Source organism: Enterobacter cloacae complex sp.6700776, from assembly GCF_048284255.1.
Lineage (GTDB): Bacteria > Pseudomonadota > Gammaproteobacteria > Enterobacterales > Enterobacteriaceae > Enterobacter > Enterobacter intestinihominis.
Genome location: NZ_JBLVYK010000006.1, coordinates 151186 through 174163, shown reverse-complemented (window position 1 = coordinate 174163; position 22978 = coordinate 151186). Strand labels below are relative to the sequence as shown.

The 22978-nt window shown below is 54.5% G+C and carries 20 protein-coding genes; 1 reads left to right on the top strand and 19 read right to left on the bottom strand.

The window, feature by feature from the left end; translation table 11 throughout:
- Positions 1 to 61: 61 nt before the first annotated feature.
- The 19 genes from ftsZ to leuO all read right to left on the bottom strand — a co-directional run bounded on the left by ftsZ (position 62) and on the right by leuO (position 22210).
- Entirely contained in the window at positions 62 to 1213 is a 1152-nt protein-coding gene (gene ftsZ / locus ACNQ0T_RS11990) for a cell division protein FtsZ (protein ID WP_022647048.1), read from the bottom strand.
- A 62-nt stretch (positions 1214 to 1275) separates the two neighbouring features.
- Complete coding sequence (gene ftsA / locus ACNQ0T_RS11985) at positions 1276 to 2532, bottom strand: cell division protein FtsA (RefSeq protein WP_003856340.1); 1257 nt, start codon at positions 2530 to 2532, stop codon at positions 1276 to 1278.
- Entirely contained in the window at positions 2529 to 3371 is an 843-nt protein-coding gene (gene ftsQ / locus ACNQ0T_RS11980; RefSeq protein WP_417930082.1) for a cell division protein FtsQ, read from the bottom strand. Before ftsQ ends, ftsA begins: the two co-directional genes overlap by 4 nt.
- Before the next feature lies 1 nt (position 3372).
- On the bottom strand, positions 3373 to 4293 hold the full coding sequence (locus tag ACNQ0T_RS11975) for a D-alanine--D-alanine ligase (RefSeq protein ID WP_154051881.1): 921 nt from the start codon (positions 4291 to 4293) through the stop codon (positions 3373 to 3375).
- The gene (gene murC / locus ACNQ0T_RS11970) at positions 4286 to 5761 is read right to left on the bottom strand and encodes a UDP-N-acetylmuramate--L-alanine ligase (protein ID WP_417930081.1); all 1476 of its coding nucleotides are present in this window, start codon (positions 5759 to 5761) and stop codon (positions 4286 to 4288) included. Before murC ends, ACNQ0T_RS11975 begins: the two co-directional genes overlap by 8 nt.
- A gap of 59 nt (positions 5762 to 5820) precedes the next feature.
- Complete coding sequence (gene murG, locus ACNQ0T_RS11965; RefSeq protein ID WP_023299322.1) at positions 5821 to 6885, bottom strand: undecaprenyldiphospho-muramoylpentapeptide beta-N-acetylglucosaminyltransferase; 1065 nt, start codon at positions 6883 to 6885, stop codon at positions 5821 to 5823.
- Entirely contained in the window at positions 6882 to 8126 is a 1245-nt protein-coding gene (gene ftsW / locus ACNQ0T_RS11960; RefSeq protein WP_022647044.1) for a cell division protein FtsW, read from the bottom strand. The genes murG and ftsW overlap by 4 nt, the downstream gene beginning before the upstream one ends.
- Entirely contained in the window at positions 8126 to 9442 is a 1317-nt protein-coding gene (gene murD / locus ACNQ0T_RS11955; protein WP_023299321.1) for a UDP-N-acetylmuramoyl-L-alanine--D-glutamate ligase, read from the bottom strand. The genes ftsW and murD overlap by 1 nt, the downstream gene beginning before the upstream one ends.
- A 2-nt stretch (positions 9443 to 9444) precedes the next feature.
- The gene (mraY, locus tag ACNQ0T_RS11950) at positions 9445 to 10527 is read right to left on the bottom strand and encodes a phospho-N-acetylmuramoyl-pentapeptide-transferase (RefSeq protein ID WP_003856353.1); all 1083 of its coding nucleotides are present in this window, start codon (positions 10525 to 10527) and stop codon (positions 9445 to 9447) included.
- The gene (gene murF, locus ACNQ0T_RS11945) at positions 10521 to 11879 is read right to left on the bottom strand and encodes a UDP-N-acetylmuramoyl-tripeptide--D-alanyl-D-alanine ligase (RefSeq protein WP_038415337.1); all 1359 of its coding nucleotides are present in this window, start codon (positions 11877 to 11879) and stop codon (positions 10521 to 10523) included. Before murF ends, mraY begins: the two co-directional genes overlap by 7 nt.
- Entirely contained in the window at positions 11876 to 13363 is a 1488-nt protein-coding gene (murE, locus tag ACNQ0T_RS11940) for a UDP-N-acetylmuramoyl-L-alanyl-D-glutamate--2,6-diaminopimelate ligase (RefSeq protein ID WP_032625481.1), read from the bottom strand. The genes murF and murE overlap by 4 nt, the downstream gene beginning before the upstream one ends.
- On the bottom strand, positions 13350 to 15116 hold the full coding sequence (gene ftsI / locus ACNQ0T_RS11935; RefSeq protein WP_022647040.1) for a peptidoglycan glycosyltransferase FtsI: 1767 nt from the start codon (positions 15114 to 15116) through the stop codon (positions 13350 to 13352). Before ftsI ends, murE begins: the two co-directional genes overlap by 14 nt.
- 15 nt (positions 15117 to 15131) lie before the next feature.
- Positions 15132 to 15497 (bottom strand): cell division protein FtsL, encoded by a 366-nt coding sequence (gene ftsL, locus ACNQ0T_RS11930; RefSeq protein WP_003856363.1) that lies wholly within the window; start codon positions 15495 to 15497, stop codon positions 15132 to 15134.
- Positions 15494 to 16435 (bottom strand): 16S rRNA (cytosine(1402)-N(4))-methyltransferase RsmH, encoded by a 942-nt coding sequence (gene rsmH / locus ACNQ0T_RS11925; RefSeq protein WP_003856366.1) that lies wholly within the window; start codon positions 16433 to 16435, stop codon positions 15494 to 15496. The genes ftsL and rsmH overlap by 4 nt, the downstream gene beginning before the upstream one ends.
- A 2-nt stretch (positions 16436 to 16437) precedes the next feature.
- Positions 16438 to 16896 carry a division/cell wall cluster transcriptional repressor MraZ gene (mraZ, locus tag ACNQ0T_RS11920; RefSeq protein ID WP_014830641.1) on the bottom strand — a complete coding sequence of 153 codons (459 nt, stop codon included), beginning with the start codon at positions 16894 to 16896 and terminating at the stop codon, positions 16438 to 16440.
- A 591-nt stretch (positions 16897 to 17487) separates the two neighbouring features.
- A complete protein-coding gene (gene cra / locus ACNQ0T_RS11915) occupies positions 17488 to 18492 on the bottom strand; it encodes a catabolite repressor/activator (RefSeq protein ID WP_003856369.1) in 1005 nt (334 codons plus the stop codon).
- A 176-nt stretch (positions 18493 to 18668) separates the two neighbouring features.
- Positions 18669 to 19163: an acetolactate synthase small subunit gene (gene ilvN / locus ACNQ0T_RS11910; protein WP_001252742.1), complete on the bottom strand. Its 495-nt coding sequence runs from the start codon at positions 19161 to 19163 to the stop codon at positions 18669 to 18671.
- 1 nt (position 19164) lies between these two features.
- The gene (gene ilvI / locus ACNQ0T_RS11905) at positions 19165 to 20889 is read right to left on the bottom strand and encodes an acetolactate synthase 3 large subunit (protein ID WP_046619887.1); all 1725 of its coding nucleotides are present in this window, start codon (positions 20887 to 20889) and stop codon (positions 19165 to 19167) included.
- A gap of 376 nt (positions 20890 to 21265) precedes the next feature.
- A complete protein-coding gene (gene leuO / locus ACNQ0T_RS11900) occupies positions 21266 to 22210 on the bottom strand; it encodes a transcriptional regulator LeuO (RefSeq protein WP_022647036.1) in 945 nt (314 codons plus the stop codon).
- A 627-nt stretch (positions 22211 to 22837) separates the two neighbouring features.
- Here leuO and leuL point away from each other — a divergent pair.
- Positions 22838 to 22924: a leu operon leader peptide gene (gene leuL / locus ACNQ0T_RS11895; RefSeq protein WP_057979999.1), complete on the top strand. Its 87-nt coding sequence runs from the start codon at positions 22838 to 22840 to the stop codon at positions 22922 to 22924.
- The last annotated feature ends 54 nt before the right edge of the window (positions 22925 to 22978 follow it).

Here is a 22978-nt window from a genome sequence, read left to right as displayed (position 1 = left end):
TATCACTAACGGTGGGCCAGTTTAGCACAAAGAGCGCAAATCCCCAAATTCCAGCCAATTCTTAGTCAGCTTGCTTACGCAGGAACGCCGGGATATCCAGATAATCTGGCTCTTTTGCCGTTTGTGGAGTCGGGTCGTTCACCACTTTCGCAGCCGGTTTTTGCTCCTGAGTCAGAGGCGACATACCGTGCTGCTGGTAACGATCCATCACCGGCTGCTGAGTCTGTTTGTTGGTCACGAGGGTGATCTCAGGACGCTTGTCCATACCGATACCGGTGGCCACAACAGTCACACGCAGTTCGTCGTTCATTTCCGGGTCAAGGGACGTACCGATAACAACGGTCGCGTTGTCAGAGGCGAATGCACGGATGGTGTTACCCACGGTTTCGAACTCATCCAGACGCAGGTCAAAGCCAGCGGTAATGTTGACCAGCACGCCGCGCGCGCCAGACAGATCGATATCTTCCAGCAGTGGAGAAGAGATCGCCATTTCAGCGGCTTCTTCCGCACGGTCTTCACCGCTCGCCACGCCAGAGCCCATCATCGCGTAGCCCATCTCGGACATCACGGTGCGAACGTCTGCAAAGTCGACGTTCATCAGGCCAGGACGGGTAATCAGTTCAGCAATACCCTGAACCGCGCCTTTCAGCACGTCGTTTGCCGCGCCAAAGGCGTCCAGCAGAGAGATACCGCGACCCAGCACTTTCAGCAGCTTGTCGTTCGGGATGGTAATCAGAGAGTCCACATGCTTGGACAGCTCGGTGATACCCTGCTCCGCGAAAGCCATACGCTTCTTACCTTCAAAGTTGAAAGGCTTGGTCACGACAGCAACGGTCAGAATACCTAAATCTTTAGCGACTTCCGCCACAACGGGTGCTGCACCGGTACCTGTACCGCCGCCCATACCCGCTGCGATGAAGACCATGTCTGCACCGTCCAGTGCAGCGCGCAGCGCTTCACGATCTTCTTCAGCCGCGTTGCGGCCCACTTCCGGGTTAGCCCCTGCTCCCAGACCTTTAGTGATGCCACCACCGATCTGAATCGTCTGGCCAACAGCCGTTTTACGCAGTGCCTGCGCATCGGTGTTCACCGCGAAGAATTCAACACCTTCGATGCGCTCGCGCACCATGTGCTCTACGGCGTTACCGCCGCCGCCACCGACGCCGATGACTTTAATCACCGCGTCGTTGGTTAATTCCATAGGTTCAAACATAATCTCTCTCTCCGTTGTGCCTGTCGCCCGAGACCGCTAATTCTCTCCGGTCTCTTAAAAAATTAAAATTCTTTTCGCAACCAGGTGTTAAGTCGTTTGACCCACGACCCCACCGAGACGCGTTTTTCCACCTCTGCCTCACCACTTAAATGGGATTCTTTCCCGTAGTGCAGCAGGCCCACCGCCGTTGAATAGTACGGCTCCTGAGCATAATCCGTTAAACCGGTGATATTCAGCGGCGCACCAATACGCACCTGCGTATGGAACACGCGCTGAGCGCAGGCCGCAAGACCTTCAATTTGCGCTGCCCCGCCGGTTAATACAATCCCCGCTGCGAGATGATGTTTCACACCCTGCTGGCGAAGCTGTTCCTGTAACTGCAAAATCTCTTCGTTGACCAGGTTGAGCAGCTCGGTATAACGCGGCTCAATTACCTCAGCCAGCGTCTGGCGTTGCAAACTGCGCGGCGGTCGACCGCCTACGCTCGGTACTTCAACGCTCTCGTCTTTGCCGACGATAGAGCCCAGCGCGCAACCGTGGCGCACTTTAATCGCCTCTGCATCGCTCGGTGGCGTACCAAAGGCGTAAGCGATATCGCTGGTCACCACATTCCCGGCGTACGGGATCACTTTGGTGTGGCGCAACGCACCGCCGGTATAGACAGCCATGTCCATTGTACCACCACCAATATCGACCACACAGACGCCCAGTTCACGTTCGTCTTCGGTCAGCACGGAATAGCTCGCGGCAAGTCCGGCGAAAATTAGTTGGTCAACTTTCAGGCCACAACGTTCAACGGCTTTTACAATGTTCTTCGCCATATCGTTGTGACATGTGATCAGGTGCACTTTTGCCTGCATACGTACGCCCGACAGACCGACCGGATTCTTGATACCTTCCTGGTAGTCGATCGCGTATTCTTGCGGGATCACATGCAGCACACGGTGCTCGTCGCGAACACGCACGGATTTCGCCGTGTGGACAACGTTCTCAACGTCTTCCTGCGTCACTTCTTCTTCAGAAATCGGCACCATACCGATTTCATTCTGGCAACTGATGTGCTTACCAGAAAGGGCCAGATAGACAGAGGAAATCTGGCAATCTGCCATCAATTCAGCCTGGTCGATGGCGCGCTGAACGCATTTCACCACCGACTCAAGGTCGTTTACCCCACCTTTATCCATACCACGGGAAGGGCAACTGCCCACGCCAATGATATTGACCATACCGTCGGGCAGAACTTCCCCTACCAAAGCGGCAACCTTCGCGGTGCCAATCTCCAGTCCTACTACCAATTTTCTGTCCGTCGACTTGATCATTGTTGTTCTGCCTGTACCTGTGCCTGATTTTGTTGCTGATTAGGTTCCTCGACCGGAGCCGGCTCCCAACCGACTGCTGCGCCTGAGTCATAGCGCAAATCAACGTAGCTTATCCGTTTGCCATCCGTCTGCGCCTGCTGCTGTAAAACCGGGTAAAGTTCTACAAAACGCGCCAGACGTTTCATTGTGTCGCCGCGGCCAAGATTGAGCTTAATGCCATTCGTTAAGGTCAGCTGCCAGGAACGGCGCGCCGTCATCGCAGCATCTTTTAACGTAAAGCGATCCTTAGCCAGCACCTGCCCCATCTCACGAAAACCCTGCAATACTTCGTTTTCGCTGCCTTCCGGGCCATACAACATCGGTAAATTCTGCTTGTTGACACGATCGCTCGGGACGCTGAACGAATTTCCGTCTACGTCAACCATATGCTGATCATTCCAACGCGCAATCGGCACATATTCAACCAGATGAATCTTCAATTCATCAGGCCATTGCTTTCTGACACTCGCCTGTTTTATCCACGGCAGACGTTCAATCTGGCTCTGGATAATGTTGACGTCCTGCGTCATAAAGGTGCCAGGCGACCCCAGCGCCAGAATTGACTGGCGAATGTCATCGTTACGCGTGTAGTGACGCTCTCCGGTCACTACCAGCTTCGACAGCGGCAACCGCTGTGCGTCTTCCATCCAGCCCAGCACCATCCAGCCGCTGATAAACACGGTGCACAGCACCCCGATCAGGAAGATAATCCCTGCAAGACGCGTTCCATTACTCCGGCGCGAAGAAGAATATTCTTCTTCGTCATCGCGGTTGCGCGTGTTCAACGCAGCCTGAGACATATCAGCCCGCCTGGTCCAGAATACGTACGACTAATTGCGAGAAGCTCATTCCCGCCTGACGCGCCGCCATCGGCACAAGGCTATGGCTGGTCATACCCGGAGACGTGTTTGCTTCCAGCAGATAAAATTGCCCGTCACCGTCAAGCATCACATCAATTCGTCCCCAGCCTCGGCATCCCAAAACATTCCAGGCTTTAAGCACCAGAGACTGTAATTCCGCTTCACGTTGTGCTTCAAGACCAGCTGGGCAGAAATATTGCGTCTCATCAGAGAGATACTTCGCCTCATAATCATAGAAGACTCCGGCGGGTTGGATGCGAATTGACGGTAAAATTTCTTCACAAAGCATCGCGACGGTAAATTCCGGCCCGCTAAGCCATTTTTCAATCAGAACTTCTTCATCATGTTGAAATGCCAGAGCTAAAGCGTCAGCCAAATCTACAGCTTTATCAACTTTGGACATTCCCACGCTCGACCCTTCACGGCTAGGCTTCACAATAACCGGTAAGCCCAGTGCCGCAATGCGTGTATTAACGCTGTCCGACAAGCCCAATTCAAATTCACGGCGCGTCAGTGCAACCCATGGCGCAACGGGCAGACCCGCCCCCTGCCACAGCAGTTTGCTGCGCAGTTTATCCATGGAGATAGCGGATGCCATCACGCCACTGCCGGTGTACGGCATACCGATCAGCTCCAGCAGCCCCTGCAACGTGCCGTCTTCACCGCCGCGGCCATGCAACGCGATAAAGGCTTTATCGAAGCCCATCGCTTTCAGCTGCGTAACGTCCACCTCTTTCGGATCAACCGGATGCGCGTCCACGCCACCTTCACGCAGGCCCGCCAGCACGGCAGCGCCCGAATTCAGAGAAACCTCGCGTTCGGCGGAAGTGCCGCCAAACAGGACAGCAATCTTATCAGCCATGACGCTCGTCCTCCTGAGTTTGCGGCTTCAGTTTGATTTCAGCTAAGGTACGGGCGATTTTGCCGATATTTCCCGCACCCTGAATCAGGATCAGATCGTTACCCGTCAGGACCGGGGCAAGCATTTCAGCTACCTGCGCCGGGTCGGGGACCAGGATAGGGTCCACTTTACCGCGTCCGCGGATGGTACGACATAAAGACCGACTGTCCGCGCCCGGAATCGGCGCTTCGCCCGCGGCATAAACATCCAGCATCAGCAGGGTATCGACCTGCGAAAGGACGTTGGCAAAATCGTCATATAGATCGCGGGTACGTGTGTAACGGTGCGGCTGGAAGATCATGACCAGATTCTTTTCCGGCCAACCCGCGCGTGCCGCTTTGATGGTTGCGTCAACCTCCGTCGGATGGTGACCATAGTCGTCGACCAGCATCGCAGAACCGGGCTTACCGTTTACCGGCTCCAGTGGGAACTCACCCAGGAAGTCGAAGCGACGGCCCGTTCCCTGGAAGCTTTCCAGCGCGCGCAGGATCGCCTCATCATCAATGCCTTCTTCCGTTGCAACAGCCACCGCCGCCGCCGCATTCAGGGCATTGTGACGTCCCGGCGCGTTCAGGGTGACATGCAGGAGCTCTTTATCCTGGCGTGCCAGGGTGAAATGTCCCTGCGCACCAATCTGCTTATAATCTTCCACGCGTACATCAGCGTCTTCGCTGAAGCCGTAGGTGGTAATTTGACGCCCGACGCGCGGCAGCAGCTCGCGGATCACCGGGTCGTCCACGCACATCACCGCACGGCCATAGAACGGCAGGTTGTGCAGGAAGTTAATAAAGGTCTGCTTTAAGTTCTCGAAGTCGCCCTGGTAGGTATCCATATGGTCAGCTTCGATATTGGTGACGATAGCCACCATCGGCTGTAGATGCAGGAACGACGCGTCGCTTTCATCCGCTTCCGCAATCAGATAACGGCTGTGGCCCAGACGCGCATGCACGCCAGCGGCTTTCACCAGACCACCGTTAACGAACGTTGGGTCGAGACCCGCTTCCGCATAAATGCTGGAGACCATCGCTGTTGTTGTGGTTTTACCGTGCGTACCGGCCACCGCAATGCCGTAACGGAAACGCATCAGTTCCGCCAGCATTTCCGCGCGACGGATCACCGGAATGCGCGCCTCATGCGCCGCAACGATTTCCGGGTTATCCGCGGAGATCGCGCTGGACACTACAACCACGCTCGCATCGCTCACATTTTCCGGGCGATGATTGAAATAGATAGTCGCCCCCAGCGACGCCAGCTGCTGCGTAACAGGGTTTGGCGCCAGGTCAGACCCGCTGATCTGATAGCCTTCGTTAGCTAACACTTCGGCAATACCGCCCATGCCAGCACCACCGATGCCGACAAAGTGAATGTGCCGGACGCGACGCATCTCGGGCACGATAGAACGCAGTTTTGCCAGTTGTTGTGTATTCATTCTCTAAACGCCATCGACTACTTCAAAAAAATCGTGCAGCGCAACACGCGCTGCGAGAATTATGCCTGGGCTGCCAGGCTCACTTCTTTTGCCACCCGTTCCGTTGCATCCGGGATAGCGGTCGCGCGTGCGCGTTGCGCCATCTCCAGTAATACATCCCGGTTCCAGCCCGCCAGGGTAGTGGCGACCGCATCAGCGGTAAATTGTGGCTGCTCAAAAATCTTCGCGGCACCCGCTTTCTCAAGCGGCAGCGCATTCCAGTACTGCTGTCGGTCTTTGTGCTGGAACGGCACAAACAGCGCTGGCAAACCGGCGGCGGCGATTTCGCTCACCGTCAGCGCGCCCGAGCGACAGACCACGACATCGGCCCAGGCATAGGCTGCGGCCATATCATCAATAAATTCAGTCACTTTATGCTGCGGCTGACCTTCCTGCGCGTAAGCCTGCTCAACGCTCTGCTGAGCGCCCTTCCCGCTCTGGTGCCAGATGGTCACCGCATCACCCAGTTTTGCCGCAACCTGTGGCATCGTCTGGTTTAAAATACGTGCGCCCTGGGAACCGCCGACAACCAGCACGCGCACCGGCCCTTCGCGACCCGCCAGACGCGTATCTGGCAGCGGCAGCGCCAGCACGTCCACACGCACCGGATTCCCTACGACATCCGCTTTCGGGAATGCCCCGGGGAAGGCCTGCATAACTTTGGTGGCGATTTTTGCCAGCCATTTGTTGGTCAACCCGGCAATACCGTTCTGCTCATGCAGAACAACAGGGATGCCCAGTGACCACGCCGCCAGTCCTCCCGGACCGGAAACGTAGCCGCCCATGCCCAGAACGACGTCAGGCTTAAAGCGCTTCATAATGTCGCGCGCCTGACGCCAGGCATTGAAAATGCGCACCGGCGCCAGCAGCAGCGCCTTGATCCCTTTGCCACGAAGGCCAGAAATACGAATAAAGTCGATCTCGATACCGTGTTTAGGTACAAGGTCGGCTTCCATGCGGTCTGCGGTTCCCAGCCAGCGTACCTGCCAGCCCTGTTCCATTAAATGGTGCGCAACCGCCAGTCCCGGGAACACGTGTCCGCCGGTCCCGCCTGCCATCACCATTAACCGCTTCGGTTGATTCATCGTGAACCTCGTGTAAACGCCTGAGCTTTCTCCAGACGCGTTTCATAATCTATGCGTAACAAAAACATGATGGCCGTCGACATGATCAACAGACTCGAACCACCATAACTGATCAACGGCAACGTCAGACCTTTGGTCGGCAGCATACCCGCTGCGGCCCCAACGTTTACCAGTGCCTGGAAGCTAAACCAGATACCAATTGAGCAAGCCAGGAAACCGGAGAAGCGGTGATCGATCTCCAGCGCTTTACGGCCAATCGACATGGCGCGGAAAGCGACGAAGAATACCATTAATAGCGCCAATACCACACCGATATAACCCAGTTCTTCCCCAATAATGGAGAAGATGAAGTCGGTATGCGCCTCCGGTAAATACTCCAGTTTTTGCACCGAGTTGCCCAGGCCTTGGCCCCAGACTTCGCCGCGGCCAAACGCCATCAGCGACTGTGTCAGCTGATAACCGCTGCCGAACGGATCTTCCCATGGGTTCCAGAACGAGGTCACACGGCGGATACGGTATGGTTCGGCGAGGATCAGCAGCACCACCGCCGAAATCCCCATCCCGATGATGGCAATGAACTGCCACAGTTTTGCTCCCGCCAGGAACAGCATCGCCAGCGTAGTGACAAACAGTACGACAACCGTACCGAGATCGGGCTGCGCCAGCAGCAGGATCGCAAGCACCAGAATCACGCCCATCGGTTTTAAGAAGCCGCGCAGGTTGTTACGAACTTCGTCGACTTTACGCACCAGGTAGTTTGCCAGGTAGCAGAACAACGAAAGCTTGGTGAACTCTGCAGGCTGAATACGCAGCGGACCAAAGGCGATCCAGCGTGATGCCCCGTTAACGGAGCTCCCGACGACCAGAACGATCAACAGCATGATGATTGAGGCGATAAGCATGGCCGTACTGTGCCGCTGCCAGAACGACATCGGCAGGCGTAAGGTGATCATCGCCAGGCAGAACGCGAGAATGATGTACAGCCCGTCACGCTTGGCAAACAGGAACGGATCGTTTGCCAGACGCTGTCCGACAGGCATCGACGCCGAGGTGACCATAATAAAGCCGGTCGCAGCCAGCCCCAGCGTGAGCCAGAACAGCGTGCGGTCGTACATAATCAGGCTGTCGGAATCTTTATCCCGTGAAGCCATCACCCAGCCTTTCAGCGCCGTAAACAGCCATACCAGGATACCAAACCCTGGCAGACGCGGCATTTTCAGGCGAGGGAGAGATAAACGCATCAGCCTAACTCCTTCGCCAGGCGGGTAAAGACATCGCCCCGCTGTTCGAAATTCTTAAATTGATCGAGGCTGGCACAGGCTGGCGAGAGCAGCACCATATCGCCGGGCTTCACGCGGGGGGCGATAAGGCGCATCGCCTGTTCCATGGTCTCGGTTTGTTCGGCGACCTCAGGACGCAACGCCGCAAGCTCGCTGCCATCGCGGCCAAAGCAATAAAGGCGCACGTTATCACCGTTGAGGTACTGCTTCAGCGAGGAGAAATCGGCTGATTTACCGTCGCCGCCCAGCAGCAGATGCAGTGTGCCTTCAACGTGCAGACCGTTCAATGCCGCCTCGGTGCTACCCACATTGGTCGCTTTGGAATCGTTAATCCAGCGTACGCCGTTGTGTTCCAGCGCCAGCTGAAAACGGTGAGCCAGGCCGGTAAAGGTGGTCAGCGCCTTCAGGCTTGAAGATCGCGGCAGGCCAACGGCATCCGCCAGCGCCAGCGCCGCCAGGGCGTTGGTGTAGTTATGCTGGCCGGAGAGCATCATCTCTTTCACGTTCAGCACCTTCTCACCTTTCACCCGCAGCCAGGTTTCGCCCTGCTGGCGGTTAAGGTGATAGTCACCCATGTTAATACCGAAGCTAATGCAGCGATCGTCTGCGCCACGCACCGGCATGGTGAGTGCATCATCGGCATTCACCACGCAGACTTTGGCATTTTCATAGACACGCAGCTTGGCCGCGCGGTACTGCTGCAAGCCGAACGGGTATCTGTCCATATGATCTTCGGTGACATTAAGGATCGTCGCTGCCGCCGCATGCAGGCTTGAAGTGGTTTCCAGCTGGAAGCTGGAAAGCTCAAGTACAAACAGCTCACACCCTTTATCGAGCAGCATCAACGCGGGCAGACCAATGTTACCGCCCACGCCGACATTTTTGCCCGCCGCTTTCGCCATCTCACCCACCAGGGTGGTGACGGTGCTTTTACCGTTTGAACCGGTAATGGCAACGATCGGGGCCTGCGCCTCCCGGCAGAACAGTTCGATATCGCCAACAATCTCAACGCCTGCATCCGCCGCGGCACTCAGCGAAGGATGCGCCAGCGCCATGCCCGGGCTGGCAACAATCAGATCGGCGACCAGCAGCCACTCATCATTCAGACCACCCAGGTGGCGTTCAACCTGCTCCGGCAGCTTGTCCAGACCCGGCGGAGAGACGCGCGTATCCATCACGCGCGGCGTCACGCCACGCGCAAGGAAAAAGTCCACGCAGGAGAGGCCGGTAAGGCCCAACCCGATGATTACGACTTTTTTGCCCTGGTAATCTGCCATGATTAACGTACCTTCAGCGTTGCCAGGCCAATCAGCACCAGCATCAGCGAAATAATCCAGAAGCGCACAATGACGCGCGGCTCCGGCCAGCCTTTCAGTTCATAGTGGTGGTGAATCGGTGCCATACGGAAGATGCGCTGGCCGCGCAGCTTGAAGGAACCGACCTGCAAAATCACCGACAGGGTCTCAACCACAAACACACCGCCCATAATCACCAGCAGGAACTCCTGACGCAGCAGCACGGCGATAATGCCCAGCGCGCCGCCCAGTGCCAGTGAACCGACGTCGCCCATAAAGACCTGCGCCGGATAGGTGTTGAACCACAGGAAGCCCAGCCCCGCGCCGACAATCGCCGTACAGACGATCACCAGCTCACCAGCGTGTCGCAGGTACGGGATGTGCAGGTAGTTTGCAAAGTTCATGTTACCGGTCGCCCACGCCACCAGCGCGAAACCGCCCGCGACAAACACGGTTGGCATGATGGCCAGGCCGTCCAGACCATCGGTCAGGTTGACGGCGTTGCCGGTGCCGACGATCACAAAGTAAGCCAGCAGAATGTAGAACAGCCCCAGCTGCGGCATCACGTCTTTGAAGAACGGCACCACCAGCTCGGTGGCCGGGGTGTCTTTTCCTGCCAGGTAAAGCGCGAAGGCCACACCCAGCGCAATTACCGACATCCAGAAATACTTCCAGCGGGCGATCAAACCTTTGGTGTCTTTGCGCACGACTTTGCGGTAGTCATCAACAAAACCGATGATCCCGTAGCCAACCAGAACAGTCAGCACGCACCAGACGTAGGGGTTAGACGGATAAGCCCACAGCAGAACGGACACCACAATCGCGGTCAGGATCATGATCCCGCCCATGGTCGGCGTACCGCGCTTGCTGAAGTGTGATTCCGGACCATCGTTGCGTACAACCTGGCCGAAAGAGAGTTTTTGCAAACGGGCAATCATGCGCGGGCCCATCCACAACGAGATGAACAGCGCAGTCAGCAGGCTGACGATGGCGCGAAACGTCAGATAGGAAAAGACGTTAAAGCCTGAATAATATTTGACCAAATGTTCGGCCAGCCAAACTAACATGTCCCGTTCTCCTGTAATGCGTGCACAACCTCTTCCATGGCGGCACTACGTGAACCTTTAACTAAAACAGTCACAATCTGTTTTTCTGTAATCAATGCCTTCAGGCGTTCGATCAGTGCAGATTTATCGGCAAAATGTTCGCCAACTTCACTGGCATCGGAAATGGCCTTGCTCAGCGTGCCTGCGCTCAGTACGCGGTCAAGCCCGGCAGCTTTCGCCGCTTCGCCAACCTGTACGTGGCAGGCTTCGCTTTCATCACCCAGCTCGGCCATATCGCCCACAACCATCACGCGATAGCCCGGCATCTCAGACAAGACCTGCACGGCCGCCGTCATGGAGCCGACATTAGCGTTGTAGGAGTCATCCAGCAGGAGTTTGTTTTCAGCCAGCTGGATTGGGAACAGACGCCCCGGCACGGCTTTTAAATTCGCCAGACCAGTTTTTATCGCAGCGTGTGAGGCCCCTACCGCCATTGAGAGCGCTGCCGCAGCAAGCGCATTGGCGATGTTATGACGACCCGGCAGAGGCAGCAGCACGTCGATGTCGCCCGTTGGGGTCATGAGGGTGAACTCGGTGCCGTGTGACGTCACATGAATGTTGGTCGCCGAAAAATCACTGTTTGCCGCATTCGGGGAGAAGCGCCAGGTTTTGCGTGAACCAATGATGCTCTGCCAGTTCAGCCAGTCATTGTTATCGGCATTCATAATGGCGATGCCGTCATCCGGCAGGCCGGTATAAATTTCACCTTTCGCTTTCGCCACACCGGCCAGCGAACCAAAACCTTCAAGATGTGCCGCCGCCAGGTTATTCACCAGCGCCGCTTCCGGACGCGTCAGGCTCACGGTCCAGGCGATTTCGCCTTGATGGTTAGCCCCTAACTCAATCACCGCATATTCATGCTCGTGGGTCAGGCGCAGCAGCGTCATCGGTACACCGATATCATTATTAAGGTTGCCCGCCGTATAAAGCGTGTTTCCGCACTGGCTAAGGATCGCCGCCGTCATCTCTTTAACGGAGGTTTTGCCCGACGAGCCCGTCAGCGCCACGACGCGTGTTGGCACCTGCTGGCGAACCCATGCCGCCAGCTCACCAAACGCCAGGCGCGTATCTTTCACCACAATCTGCGGCAAATCGATATCGAGCTTACGGTTGACCAGCAGCGCACCCGCGCCGTTATCTTTAGCCTGTTGCGCAAAATCGTGGGCGTCAAAACGTTCACCCTTCAGCGCCACAAACAGGCAGCCCGCCGTCACCTTACGGGTGTCGGTGGTCACAGCCTCGATGGTCAGATCCTGACCATGCAGCATCCCCTGCAATACCGCAGCGGCCTGGCTTAACGTAATGCTAATCATGCCACCACTCCCAGCAGACGCGCTGCCGTCACGCGGTCGGAGTAATCCAGACGACGATTGCCGACGATCTGATAATCTTCATGACCTTTACCGGCCAGCAGAACTACATCGTTCTCCTGCGCCTGCATAATGGCGTTAGTCACGGCCTCCGCACGGCCTTCGACCACGCGCGCACGCCCAGCATCCAGCATGCCCGCCAGAATGTCGTTGATAATGGCCCTCGGCTCTTCGGTACGCGGGTTGTCATCGGTCACCACGGGAATATCCGCGAACTGCTCAGCGATGGCGCCCATCAGCGGACGTTTGCCCTTGTCGCGATCGCCACCGCAGCCAAACACGCACCAGAGCTTGCCAGCGCAGTGCAGACGCGCCGCTTCCAGCGCTTTTTCCAGCGCATCCGGCGTATGGGCGTAATCCACGACCACCGTCGGCTTGCCCGGTGCGCTGAACACTTCCATGCGGCCACAGACCGGTTGCAAACGCTCAGCCGTTTTCAGCAGATCCGCCATCGGGTAATCCAGCGCCAGCAGCGTCGCCAGCGCCAGCAGCAGGTTACTGACGTTGAAAGCCCCCATCAGGCGGCTTTCAATTTCACCTTCGCCCCAGGTGGAAGCAAAGCGGATCGTCGCCCCGCTATCGTGGTAGTTCACTTCGACTGCCTTCAGCCAGCGGCCACGACAGTTCGGATTAATGCGATCTTCCATCGACACCGCCACCGCATCTGGCAGTTTTTCCAGCCAGCGGCGACCGACTTCGTCGTCGGCGTTAATGATCGCCTGCCCGTGGTGGTGAGTGGAATAAAGCAGCCATTTCGCCGCTTCGTAGTGCTCCATATCACCATGATAATCAAGGTGATCGCGGCTCAGGTTTGTAAAGACAGAGGCGGCAAATTTCAGTGCCGCCACGCGATGTTGTACCAGACCATGGGAGGAGACCTCCATCGCCGCGAAGGTCGCCCCCTGCTCTGCAAGGCCTGCCAGCACACGCTGCACGTCAACCGCCGAGCCTGTAGTGTTTTCCGTCGGGCTTACTTTGCCCAGAATACCGTTCCCCACCGTGCCCATGACGGCACCGGTTTCACCCAGCAGCTGAGCCCATTGCGCCATCAGCTGAGTGGTGGTGGTTTTTCCGTTGGTTCCTGTCACGCCAACAAGCTTTAACTGGTCGGAAGGTTCGTTGTAAAAACGTCCTGCCAGCGCGGAGAGGCGCTCATTCAGCTGGCTGAGATAGATGACCGGCACGCCGTGCATTTCACGGATCTCACCGTCTGTTGCCTCATCTTTGGCCTCAGCAATAATGGCAGCAACACCTTGCGCAATCGCCTGCGGGATATAACGACGCCCGTCCGCCTGATGACCTACCACTGCCACAAAAAGATCGCCAGAAGCCGCTACGCGGCTATCCAGTACCATCTCTCGCAGTGCTCGCGCAGGTAGCATAGGCACCCACGGAGCAAGAAGGTCGCGCAAATTACGATCTGCCACCTGTTCCCTCGCCTTGATTAATTACAAATTCACTTTTTTCGCCCGTCGCCAGCGCATCCGGTTCAATGTTCATGGTGCGCAACACGCCGCCCATAATAGCCCCGAACACAGGCGCGGAGACGGCGCCGCCGTAGTATTTACCCGCCTGCGGATCGTTGATGACGACCACCAGCGCAAAACGCGGATTGCTTGCAGGCGCTACGCCTGCGGTATAGGCAATGTATTTGTTGATATAGCGGCCGTCCGGCCCCACTTTTTTCGCTGTACCGGTTTTGATGGCGATACGATAGCCCTTAATCGCGGCCTTCACGCCACCACCACCGGGCAGCGCGACGCTTTCCATCATATGTACGACGGTACGAACGATAGATTCCGGGAAAACACGTTCCCCCGGAACCGGTGGATCAACTTTGGTGATCGACAGCGGGCGATAAATGCCATAGCTGCCAATCGTTGCGTAGACTCGCGCTAACTGTAAGGGAGTTACCATTAGCCCGTAGCCGAAAGAGAAGGTGGCCCTCTCTATGTCAGACCACCGTTGTTTTTGAGGATATAAGCCACTGCGTTCTCCGACCAACCCCAAATTGGTCGCCTTTCCCAGCCCAAAACGTGAGTAAGTATCTACTAACGCTGAGGACGGCATCGCTAACGCCAGTTTTGACACACCGACGTTACTCGACTTCTGTAAGACCCCGGTCAGGGTCAGTTCGCTGTAACGTGCCACGTCTTTTATTTCGTGGCCGTTAATTCGATAAGGGATCGTATTCAGAACGGTATTTTCGTTGACGATGCCTCGCTGTAGAGCCGTCATCACCACCATAGGTTTTACGGTTGAACCGGGTTCAAACACATCGGTGATGGAGCGGTTACGCATCGCATCTTTTGCTGTACCGGCAAAATTATTCGGGTTGTATGAGGGACTACTGGCCATCGCCAGCACTTCACCTGTCGCCACATCCACCAGCACGGCACTGCCCGATTCCGCCTTGTTAAACGCGACGGCGTTGTTCAGCTCACGATAGACCAGCGCCTGCAAGCGCTCATCAATACTCAGGGCCAGGTTGTGCGCGGCCTGGCTGTCTGTCGAGGAAATATCTTCAATGACGCGACCATAGCGGTCTTTACGCACGATTCGCTCGCCAGGCTGGCCGGTAAGCCACTTGTCGAAGCTTTTTTCAACGCCTTCAATCCCCTGGCTATCCACGTTGGTGAAGCCAATCAGGTGCGCGGTGACTTCGCCGGAAGGATAATAACGGCGGGATTCTTCCCGCAGATGAATGCCGGGCAGCTTGAGTTTTTTAATGTAGTCAGCCATATCAGGGTTCACCTGACGGGCAAGATAGATGAAGCGCCCTTTCGGGTTGGCGTTAACGCGTGACGCCAGCTGATCCAGCGGCATTTTCAACGCGTCTGAGAGCGCCTTCCAGCGGTTATCAAGGGTGATCCCGCCTGCATCATGCAGCTCTTTAGGATCGGCCCAGATCGCCTTCACCGGTACGCTCACCGCCAGCGGGCGGCCGGAGCGGTCGGTGATCATCCCACGAGAGGTAGAAACTTCCTGCACGCGCAGAGAACGCATATCACCCTGACGTACCAGCATGTCAGGCGCGATGATTTGTAGCCACGCCACGCGTCCCAGCAGGAAACCCAGCGCCAGTAAAATGCAGCCGCAAAGCAACGCAAAACGCCAACTGATAAAGTTGGCCTGTTCTTCCTGGCGTTTTGGTTTTAGCGTTTTTGCCGCTGCTTTCATGCGTCGCGTTTTCCCTTATTTTTGTACTACGATATTTTCCTGCGAAGGATCAACATGCTGTAATTGCAGTTTTTCCGTTGCGATCCGTTCAACCCGGCTGTGATCGCCGAGCGCGTTTTCTTCAAGGATCAGATTTCGCCATTCAATATCCAGCGCATCGCGTTCCAGTACCATCTGTTCGCGCTGCGCAGTTAACAAACGGGTATGGTGAGCGGTGGTTACCACCATGACTGCCGTCACAATGATGCAAATGAACAAGCAGAGTGGCAGCTTCCCAAACCGCAAAAGATCGTCGCCGATCACGCCAGGCAAGGCATGGCGCTCGTTGCTTCCTAACGATCCCTTAACTTTGCTTAGGGTCTCTGTCACTCTGCTGATCATGCGTTCGTCCTCTCTGCAATACGCAGCACTGAACTACGGGCACGTGGATTCTCTGCCACCTCTTCTTCGCCCGGCATCAACTTGCCTAATGCTCGCAACTGACGGCCTCCCAGCTTTCTGAGTTGTTCTTCCGTCATCGGCAGCCCAGCTGGAACCTGCGGACCGCGGCTCTGTTCACGCATAAAGCGCTTAACGATGCGATCTTCCAGCGAATGGAAGCTGATGATGGATAACCGCCCACCCGGGGCCAGCACGTCGAGCGAGCTTTTTAGCGCCAGCTCTATTTCCTCCAGTTCACTGTTTACCCAGATACGAACCGCCTGGAAGGTACGGGTCGCAGGATGTTTGTGCTTGTCCTTCACTGGCGTTGCCGCCGCGATGACTTCTGCCAGCTCTTTGGTACGGGTCATTGGCTCAACGCGGTTGCGCTCCACGATGGCGCGCGCAATACGTTTGCCAAAGCGTTCTTCGCCGAAGGTTTTGATCACCCAGGCAATATCCGCTTCGTCAGCAGTTTGTAACCACTCGGCGGCAGACTGGCCGCGGGTGGGGTCCATACGCATATCCAGCGGACCGTCGCGCATAAAAGAGAAGCCGCGTTCTGCATCATCAAGCTGTGGTGAAGAGACACCAAGATCGAGGAGGATCCCGTCGATTTTGCCGGTCAGGCCGCGCTCGGCGACATAATCCGCAAGCGCAGAGAAAGGTCCATGCACGATGGAAAAGCGAGGGTCATCGATGGTTTGCGCAACGGCAATCGCCTGCGGATCGCGGTCAATTGCCAGCAGGCGCCCTTCCGCTCCAAGCTGAGAGAGGATCAAACGCGAGTGGCCACCGCGACCAAAAGTGCCATCAATATAGATGCCATCTGGACGAATATTCAGGCCGTTAACGGCCTCATCCAGCAGCACCGTTGTATGTTTATAATTTTCCATCATATTTATAGAGACAAGTCCTGCAGCCGTTCCGATAATGTTGCGGAATCAGACTGCTCAGCGTCGATATCTTCCTTGACCTGTTGATACCAGGTCGTTTCGTCCCACAGTTCAAACTTGTTGAACTGCCCGACCAGCATCACTTCTTTAGTCAGACCGGCATGTTGCCGCAACACAGGCGCAATCAATAATCGCCCGGCGCTATCCATCTGACATTCACTGGCATGTCCCAATAACAACCGCTGTACGCGGCGTTCCTGCGGGTTCATGCTCGACAGTCGCGACAGCTTTTGCTCAATGATTTCCCATTCAGGCAAAGGATAAAGCAGCAGGCAGGGGGAGTTGATGTCAATGGTGCAAACCAGTTGACCCGAAGCGTTCTCAATCAGCTGGTCACGGTATCGGGTTGGTACCGATAAACGCCCTTTGCTGTCGAGATTGACTAACGTTGCTCCACGGAACATGCCAGCCTCACCCCTCCTCACCACTTTAACCCACAAATTCCCACCTGAAGGAGTTTACGGAGCGAGGGAAAAGCTTGTCAAGCCAGGACTCTCTCTGTACGGACCCGAAAGCATCCTATTTACAGAGCAAGAGTGACCTGGCTAATAACTAAACAACTGGCGAGGCAAAATTAACGTTATGAATATTTGTAAGAAAAAAACCGAATATGCACACGAGCGTTAAGACTCACTCAATATCATCGCAGGGAAATATAAAGTGTCAGTTTGCGACGCGGGCAGCATTTTAAGGCATATCGCCGGGGGATAACAGCACCAGTTTAATCCCGAGGCAATATGGATTCGTTCGTGTACATTGAGGCCTGGAGGGAGAGTGAAAAATGGCTGAATATTCATCGGCTGGCGCCTGTTTGTAACAAAACAATACAAAGAAATGTCAGTCAAAAATTTATAATTGTGCTTTTTAACACCAAAATGGATTCAGAAAAATAGCAGGCTATGAATCTTAGAGATAAATCCTAATTTTTATCCGGGAATTATTTATCGCAATAAATTCGCCGCAAAAGGGGCAGTTATACCGCCCCTGTGGAAATATTAATGGCGGCTCAAAATTCCGCGCCGATAGAGATTACGTTTGATACGCGTAAGCCCGGGTTTCGGCTTGCGGGGTTCATCCAGGCTTGCCAGAACAATCTCCAGCACGCGCTCGGCGACGTCGCGGTGACGCTGAGCCACGGCCAGCACTGGGCATTGCAGGAAGTCGAGCAGTTCGTTATCACCGAAGGTAGCAATCGCCAGATCGGATGGCAGCTTGCCATCGCGACGTAACGTCACGTCCATCACTCCCTGCAACAGAGCAAACGAGGTGGTAAACAACGCCTGCGGCATCGGGTGCGTTTCCAGCCATTTCTCGAACAGCTGGGCAGCCGCTTCGCGCTCATAACTGTTGGCATAGAGATAATGAACGTCACGCGGATCGTCTTTCCATGCCGTACGGAACCCTTGTTCACGCAGGAAGCTTACCGAAAGTTCAGGCAAAGCGCCAAGATACAGCACCGTTTCAGCCGGGAAGGTACGCAGCTCGGCAGCCAGCATTTCTGCATCGTCCTGATCGGCACCCACGACGCTGGTGAAATGTTCACGATCGAGCGCACGATCCAGCGCCACTATCGGGAACGGATCGTTCGCCCAGCGCTGATAGAACGGATGCTCGGGTGGTAAAGAGGTCGACACGATGATGGCATCAACCTGACGTTGCAGCAGATGCTCAATGCAGCGCATCTCGTTGTCGGGCTGATCCTCGGAGCAGGCAATCAACAGCTGATAGCCCCGCTGACGAGCCTGACGTTCCAGATAGTTGGCGATGCGGGTATAGCTGGTGTTTTCCAGGTCCGGGATCACCAGGCCAATAGAGCGGGTGCGCCCGGCACGTAAACCTGCGGCGACAGCATTCGGATGGTAATTATGCTCACGAACGACTGCCATCACTTTCTCAACGGTCTTATCGCTGACACGATACTGCTTTGCTTTACCGTTAATCACATAGCTGGCCGTGGTTCTCGACACGCCGGCGAGCCGGGCGATTTCATCCAGTTTCACAATTGCCCCTCAAAAAAAGAAAAGAGTCCATGGCCCTGTCAAGGTTATGGTTAAATATTTTAACATCTAAACGCAGAATAGCCTTCACGGCAACCGCTTTTGTCTGCGTTGTCGGCGGATTACGCAAAAAAAAGCCCGGCTTTGGCTACCGGGCTGAAAGAGGCGAACCTATTGCGCTACTCACGCATGATTTTATCGCCGCGCGAGAGGCCAACAACGCCAGAGCGCGCAACTTCAACAATTTTTGCCACATCCCTGACAGAGGCCAGGAAAGCGTCCAGCTTATCGCTCGTTCCGGCAAGCTGGACAGTATATATAGAAGGCGTGACGTCAATAATCTGCCCACGGAAAATATCCGTGTTGCGCTTGACCTCTTCACGGCCGTAACCGCTGGCCTGAATTTTCACCAGCATCACTTCACGTTCGACGTAAGCACCCTGCCCCAGCTCGCTGACGCGCAGTACGTCCACCAGCTTGTGCAATTGCTTTTCGATCTGCTCAAGCACTTTCGCATCGCCGACAGTCTGGATCGTCATGCGCGAGAGCGTAGGGTCATCGGTCGGTGCCACGGTCAGGCTTTCAATGTTATAGCCGCGCTGGGCAAAAAGCCCAATAACCCGCGACAGTGCGCCCGACTCATTTTCCAGTAATACAGATAATATCCGGCGCATATCAGGTTCTCTCCGTTTTGCTTAACCACATTTCATCCATGCCACCGCCACGAATATGCATCGGATAAACGTGCTCTGTGCCATCGACGATAACGTCCATGAAGACGAGGCGATTGTTTTTAACGTGCTCAAGCGCTTCGCCGAGCTTCGCTTCCAGCTCTGACGGATCGGTTACCCGCATGCCAATATGACCATAGGCTTCAGCCAGACGGACAAAGTCCGGAAGTGATTTCATATAGGACTGGGAGTGACGGCCCGAATAAATCATATCCTGCCACTGTTTTACCATGCCGAGGTAACCGTTATTCAGGTTCAGCACCAGCACTGGCAGTTCATATTGCAGCGCAGTAGAAAGTTCCTGAATATTCATCTGTATACTACCGTCACCCGTTACGCAAATAACCGTTTCGTTTGGCAACGCCAGCTTTACCCCCAGCGCGGCGGGCAAACCAAAGCCCATCGTGCCGAGCCCGCCTGAGTTGATCCAGCGACGCGGTTTATCAAACGGGTAATACAGCGCAGCAAACATCTGATGCTGGCCCACGTCAGAAGTGACATACGCATCGCCATTAGTCAGACGCCAGATCGTCTCGATCACCGCCTGCGGTTTGATGTTCTCACTTTGCGTGTCGTATTTAAGGCACTGACGGCCACGCCATTGCTCGATTTGTTGCCACCAGTCGCGGATCTCGTCCAGCGGTTGAGAGGCGGTCTCCTGCGCCAGCAGATCCAACATTTGATCCAGCACCTGTCGTGCGTCTCCCACGATCGGCACATCCGCCGGCACCGTTTTAGAGATAGAAGTAGGATCGATATCAATGTGCAGCACCGTCGCATTCGGGCAGTATTTTGCCAGGTTGTTCGTGGTGCGATCGTCAAAACGCACGCCGACGGCAAAAATCACGTCAGAATTGTGCATCGTCATATTGGCTTCGTAGGTGCCGTGCATACCCAGCATGCCCAGCGCCTGCCGATGCGTGGCAGGGAATGCCCCCAGCCCCATCAGTGATGACGCAACAGGAAGATTGAGCTTCTCGATCAGTTCGCGTAGTTGCGTTTCGCAGGCTGCATTGACGGCGCCGCCCCCCACATAGACCACCGGTTTTTTCGCAGACAGCAGCGTTTGAAGCGCACGTTTAATCTGTCCTTTGTGCCCTTGCGTGGTCGGATTATACGAACGCATGCTCACCGACTCAGGCCAAAGGTAAGGCAGTTTATTCGCCGGATTGAGAATATCTTTTGGCAGATCGACAACCACTGGCCCAGGACGACCGCTGGCGGCCAGCCAGAAGGCTTTTTTCAGTACGCCCGGGATATCTTCAGTTTGTTTAACCAGAAAGCTGTGCTTCACCACGGGGCGTGAGATCCCCACCATGTCGCACTCCTGAAACGCATCATAGCCAATCAGCGACGTCGCCACCTGTCCGGAAAGAATGACCAGTGGAATAGAGTCCATATACGCAGTCGCTATGCCGGTAATGGCATTGGTCGCCCCCGGCCCGGAAGTGACCAGCACAACACCCACTTCGCCCGTGGCGCGGGCCAGGCCGTCAGCCATATGCACAGCAGCCTGTTCATGACGAACCAGAACATGATCAATACCGCCTACCGTGTGCAGCGCGTCATAAATATCGAGAACCGCGCCTCCGGGATAGCCAAACACTTGTTTCACGCCCTGATCGATAAGCGATCGGACGACCATTTCCGCGCCAGACAACATCTCCATGCTTTGCCTCCAGGCTTTTGTTATAGACGGTCTACAGAATTCATTTCCGCGCCGTCTTCTGACAGGGTAAACCCATCTTATAATGTGCAGAGTGATGGATACCTTAACCGCTCGTTATGAGGCAGGCAATTAGCAAACGGGATGCGGGAATGAGCAATAAAAGCAGAAAAAACAGCTGACAGACATGAATATGGTGAATTCGTCTGGTATGAGTGGAGACAATAATAATTCATCTCTTAAAAAGAGGATGGATCAGGAAATCATCTATTTTTGAGCATGCATAAGTAACTGAAAAAATGAACACAGAACATAATATCGCCAGTTTTAAAAACCGCAGAATAAACCGCATGACGCCATGCGGTTTATTCACCAGAACCTAGCGACGGCAAATATTGATCAGCAGCTCTTCCATCCACTGATGCCCTTTATCCCGACCCGCAGCCTCATGCCAGGAAAGATAACAGGTACGGCTATTAAGCTTGAGCGGCAGAGGTAAAATTTGCAGATTCAGTGAATCGGAGAACTCTTCAGCAAGCCAGCGCGGCGCAATAGCGACTAACTGCGTCTGAGAAACGACATTTAATACGCTGACCATGGCCATTCCCTGATAAGCCACGCTGGCTTGTTTATCGGCGGTGTCATACCACGGCTGACTGAATGAGGCATATCTGTCAAGAGCAACAACGGCGTGTTGCTCACTGTAAACATCGCTTTCACGCAGCGGCGAATTCATACGGGGATGTTTTTTACTGGCGACTAACACCATTTCGTCTTTGAACAACGGAACACAGGCAAACTCTGGACGGCGGAACTCTTCGTATCCCAGAACAAACTCTGTTTCCTGATAACGAAGCTGGTGTTCAGTGTTTTGATTTAATGATGATTTAAAAACGAGATGAATATTTGGGGCGATCTGTTCAACTTTATTATATATAACAGACGTCAAATAATTATCTAACGGACTGCAAACACAGAGATGGAAAACCCGCTCACTGCTTAAGGGTTCAAAGCCCGAACCGGGAAGTTCATTTTGAACCAGCTGTAGCGCCTGACGAATCGAACCGAATAGCTGGAATGCACGCGCTGTGGGCTGAATTCCCCTCCCATAACGAACGAATAACTCGTCGTTAAACATCACCTTAAGTCTGGCTACGGCATTACTCACGGCAGGCTGAGACATTCCCAGAGATTGCGCTGCTCGCGTAATATTCTGCTCCTGCATCACTGCATCGAATACAGTTAACAAGTTAAGATCCACTGTGCGTAACTGAGGCTTAACCCCATCATAAGTCTGTGGTTGGTTAATATTATTTTCTGGCATTTCTGACTCCACCGTCACGCTAAATTCCCTTTGCCCAGGTACAGTAATAACTTCGAAAAATATGATTTACCATGCATATACAACAAGCGAAAGGAAATTATTTAAAATTCGGAATATATAAAGAGCCCCATTCACCGAGCGGCTTTACGCACCCCATAAATGAAGAGTTAAAAATCGTTCAAAAGATATCTCAAACTTTATTGTGAGCATGAAACCATAAACCAGACAAATACACAATCAACGCTCTCATTAATAATGACTTAAGCGTTAATAAACTATTAATAGTATACAACGCATATTCATTAACAAATTGATATCAATTTTGATAACTTACTTACCCGTAAATCATTCATGAAGTTTATAAATCAATGATATGAAACACATTCCATTTCATAGCATGTTGGTGAAAATAGTATGTTCAATTGCTACCAATTATATTCAAATTATTCCAGAGATGAATCCCCAGTCCAATAATAGACAATAAAATCGGTTAGCCACGCAAAAACCAGCACAATTAGCTAATGTATTCTCCCTGCGTTGGGTCTCCGTTTTGTCCGGGAGGGGTTGACATGAGTCGGCGTATCCAGTACCACTAAAAGCATATCGCATTCACCTGGAGCAGGATTCATGATTCGCACCCTTCGTTTCACCGGTCTACTACTACTAAACGCATCCACTGTGCGCGGTAGACTGGCGGGCGAAATTCAGCGTTGAATCGTCTTCAGTAAAACTAAAAACCCGCGCCACTGCGCGGGTTTTTTTATGCTC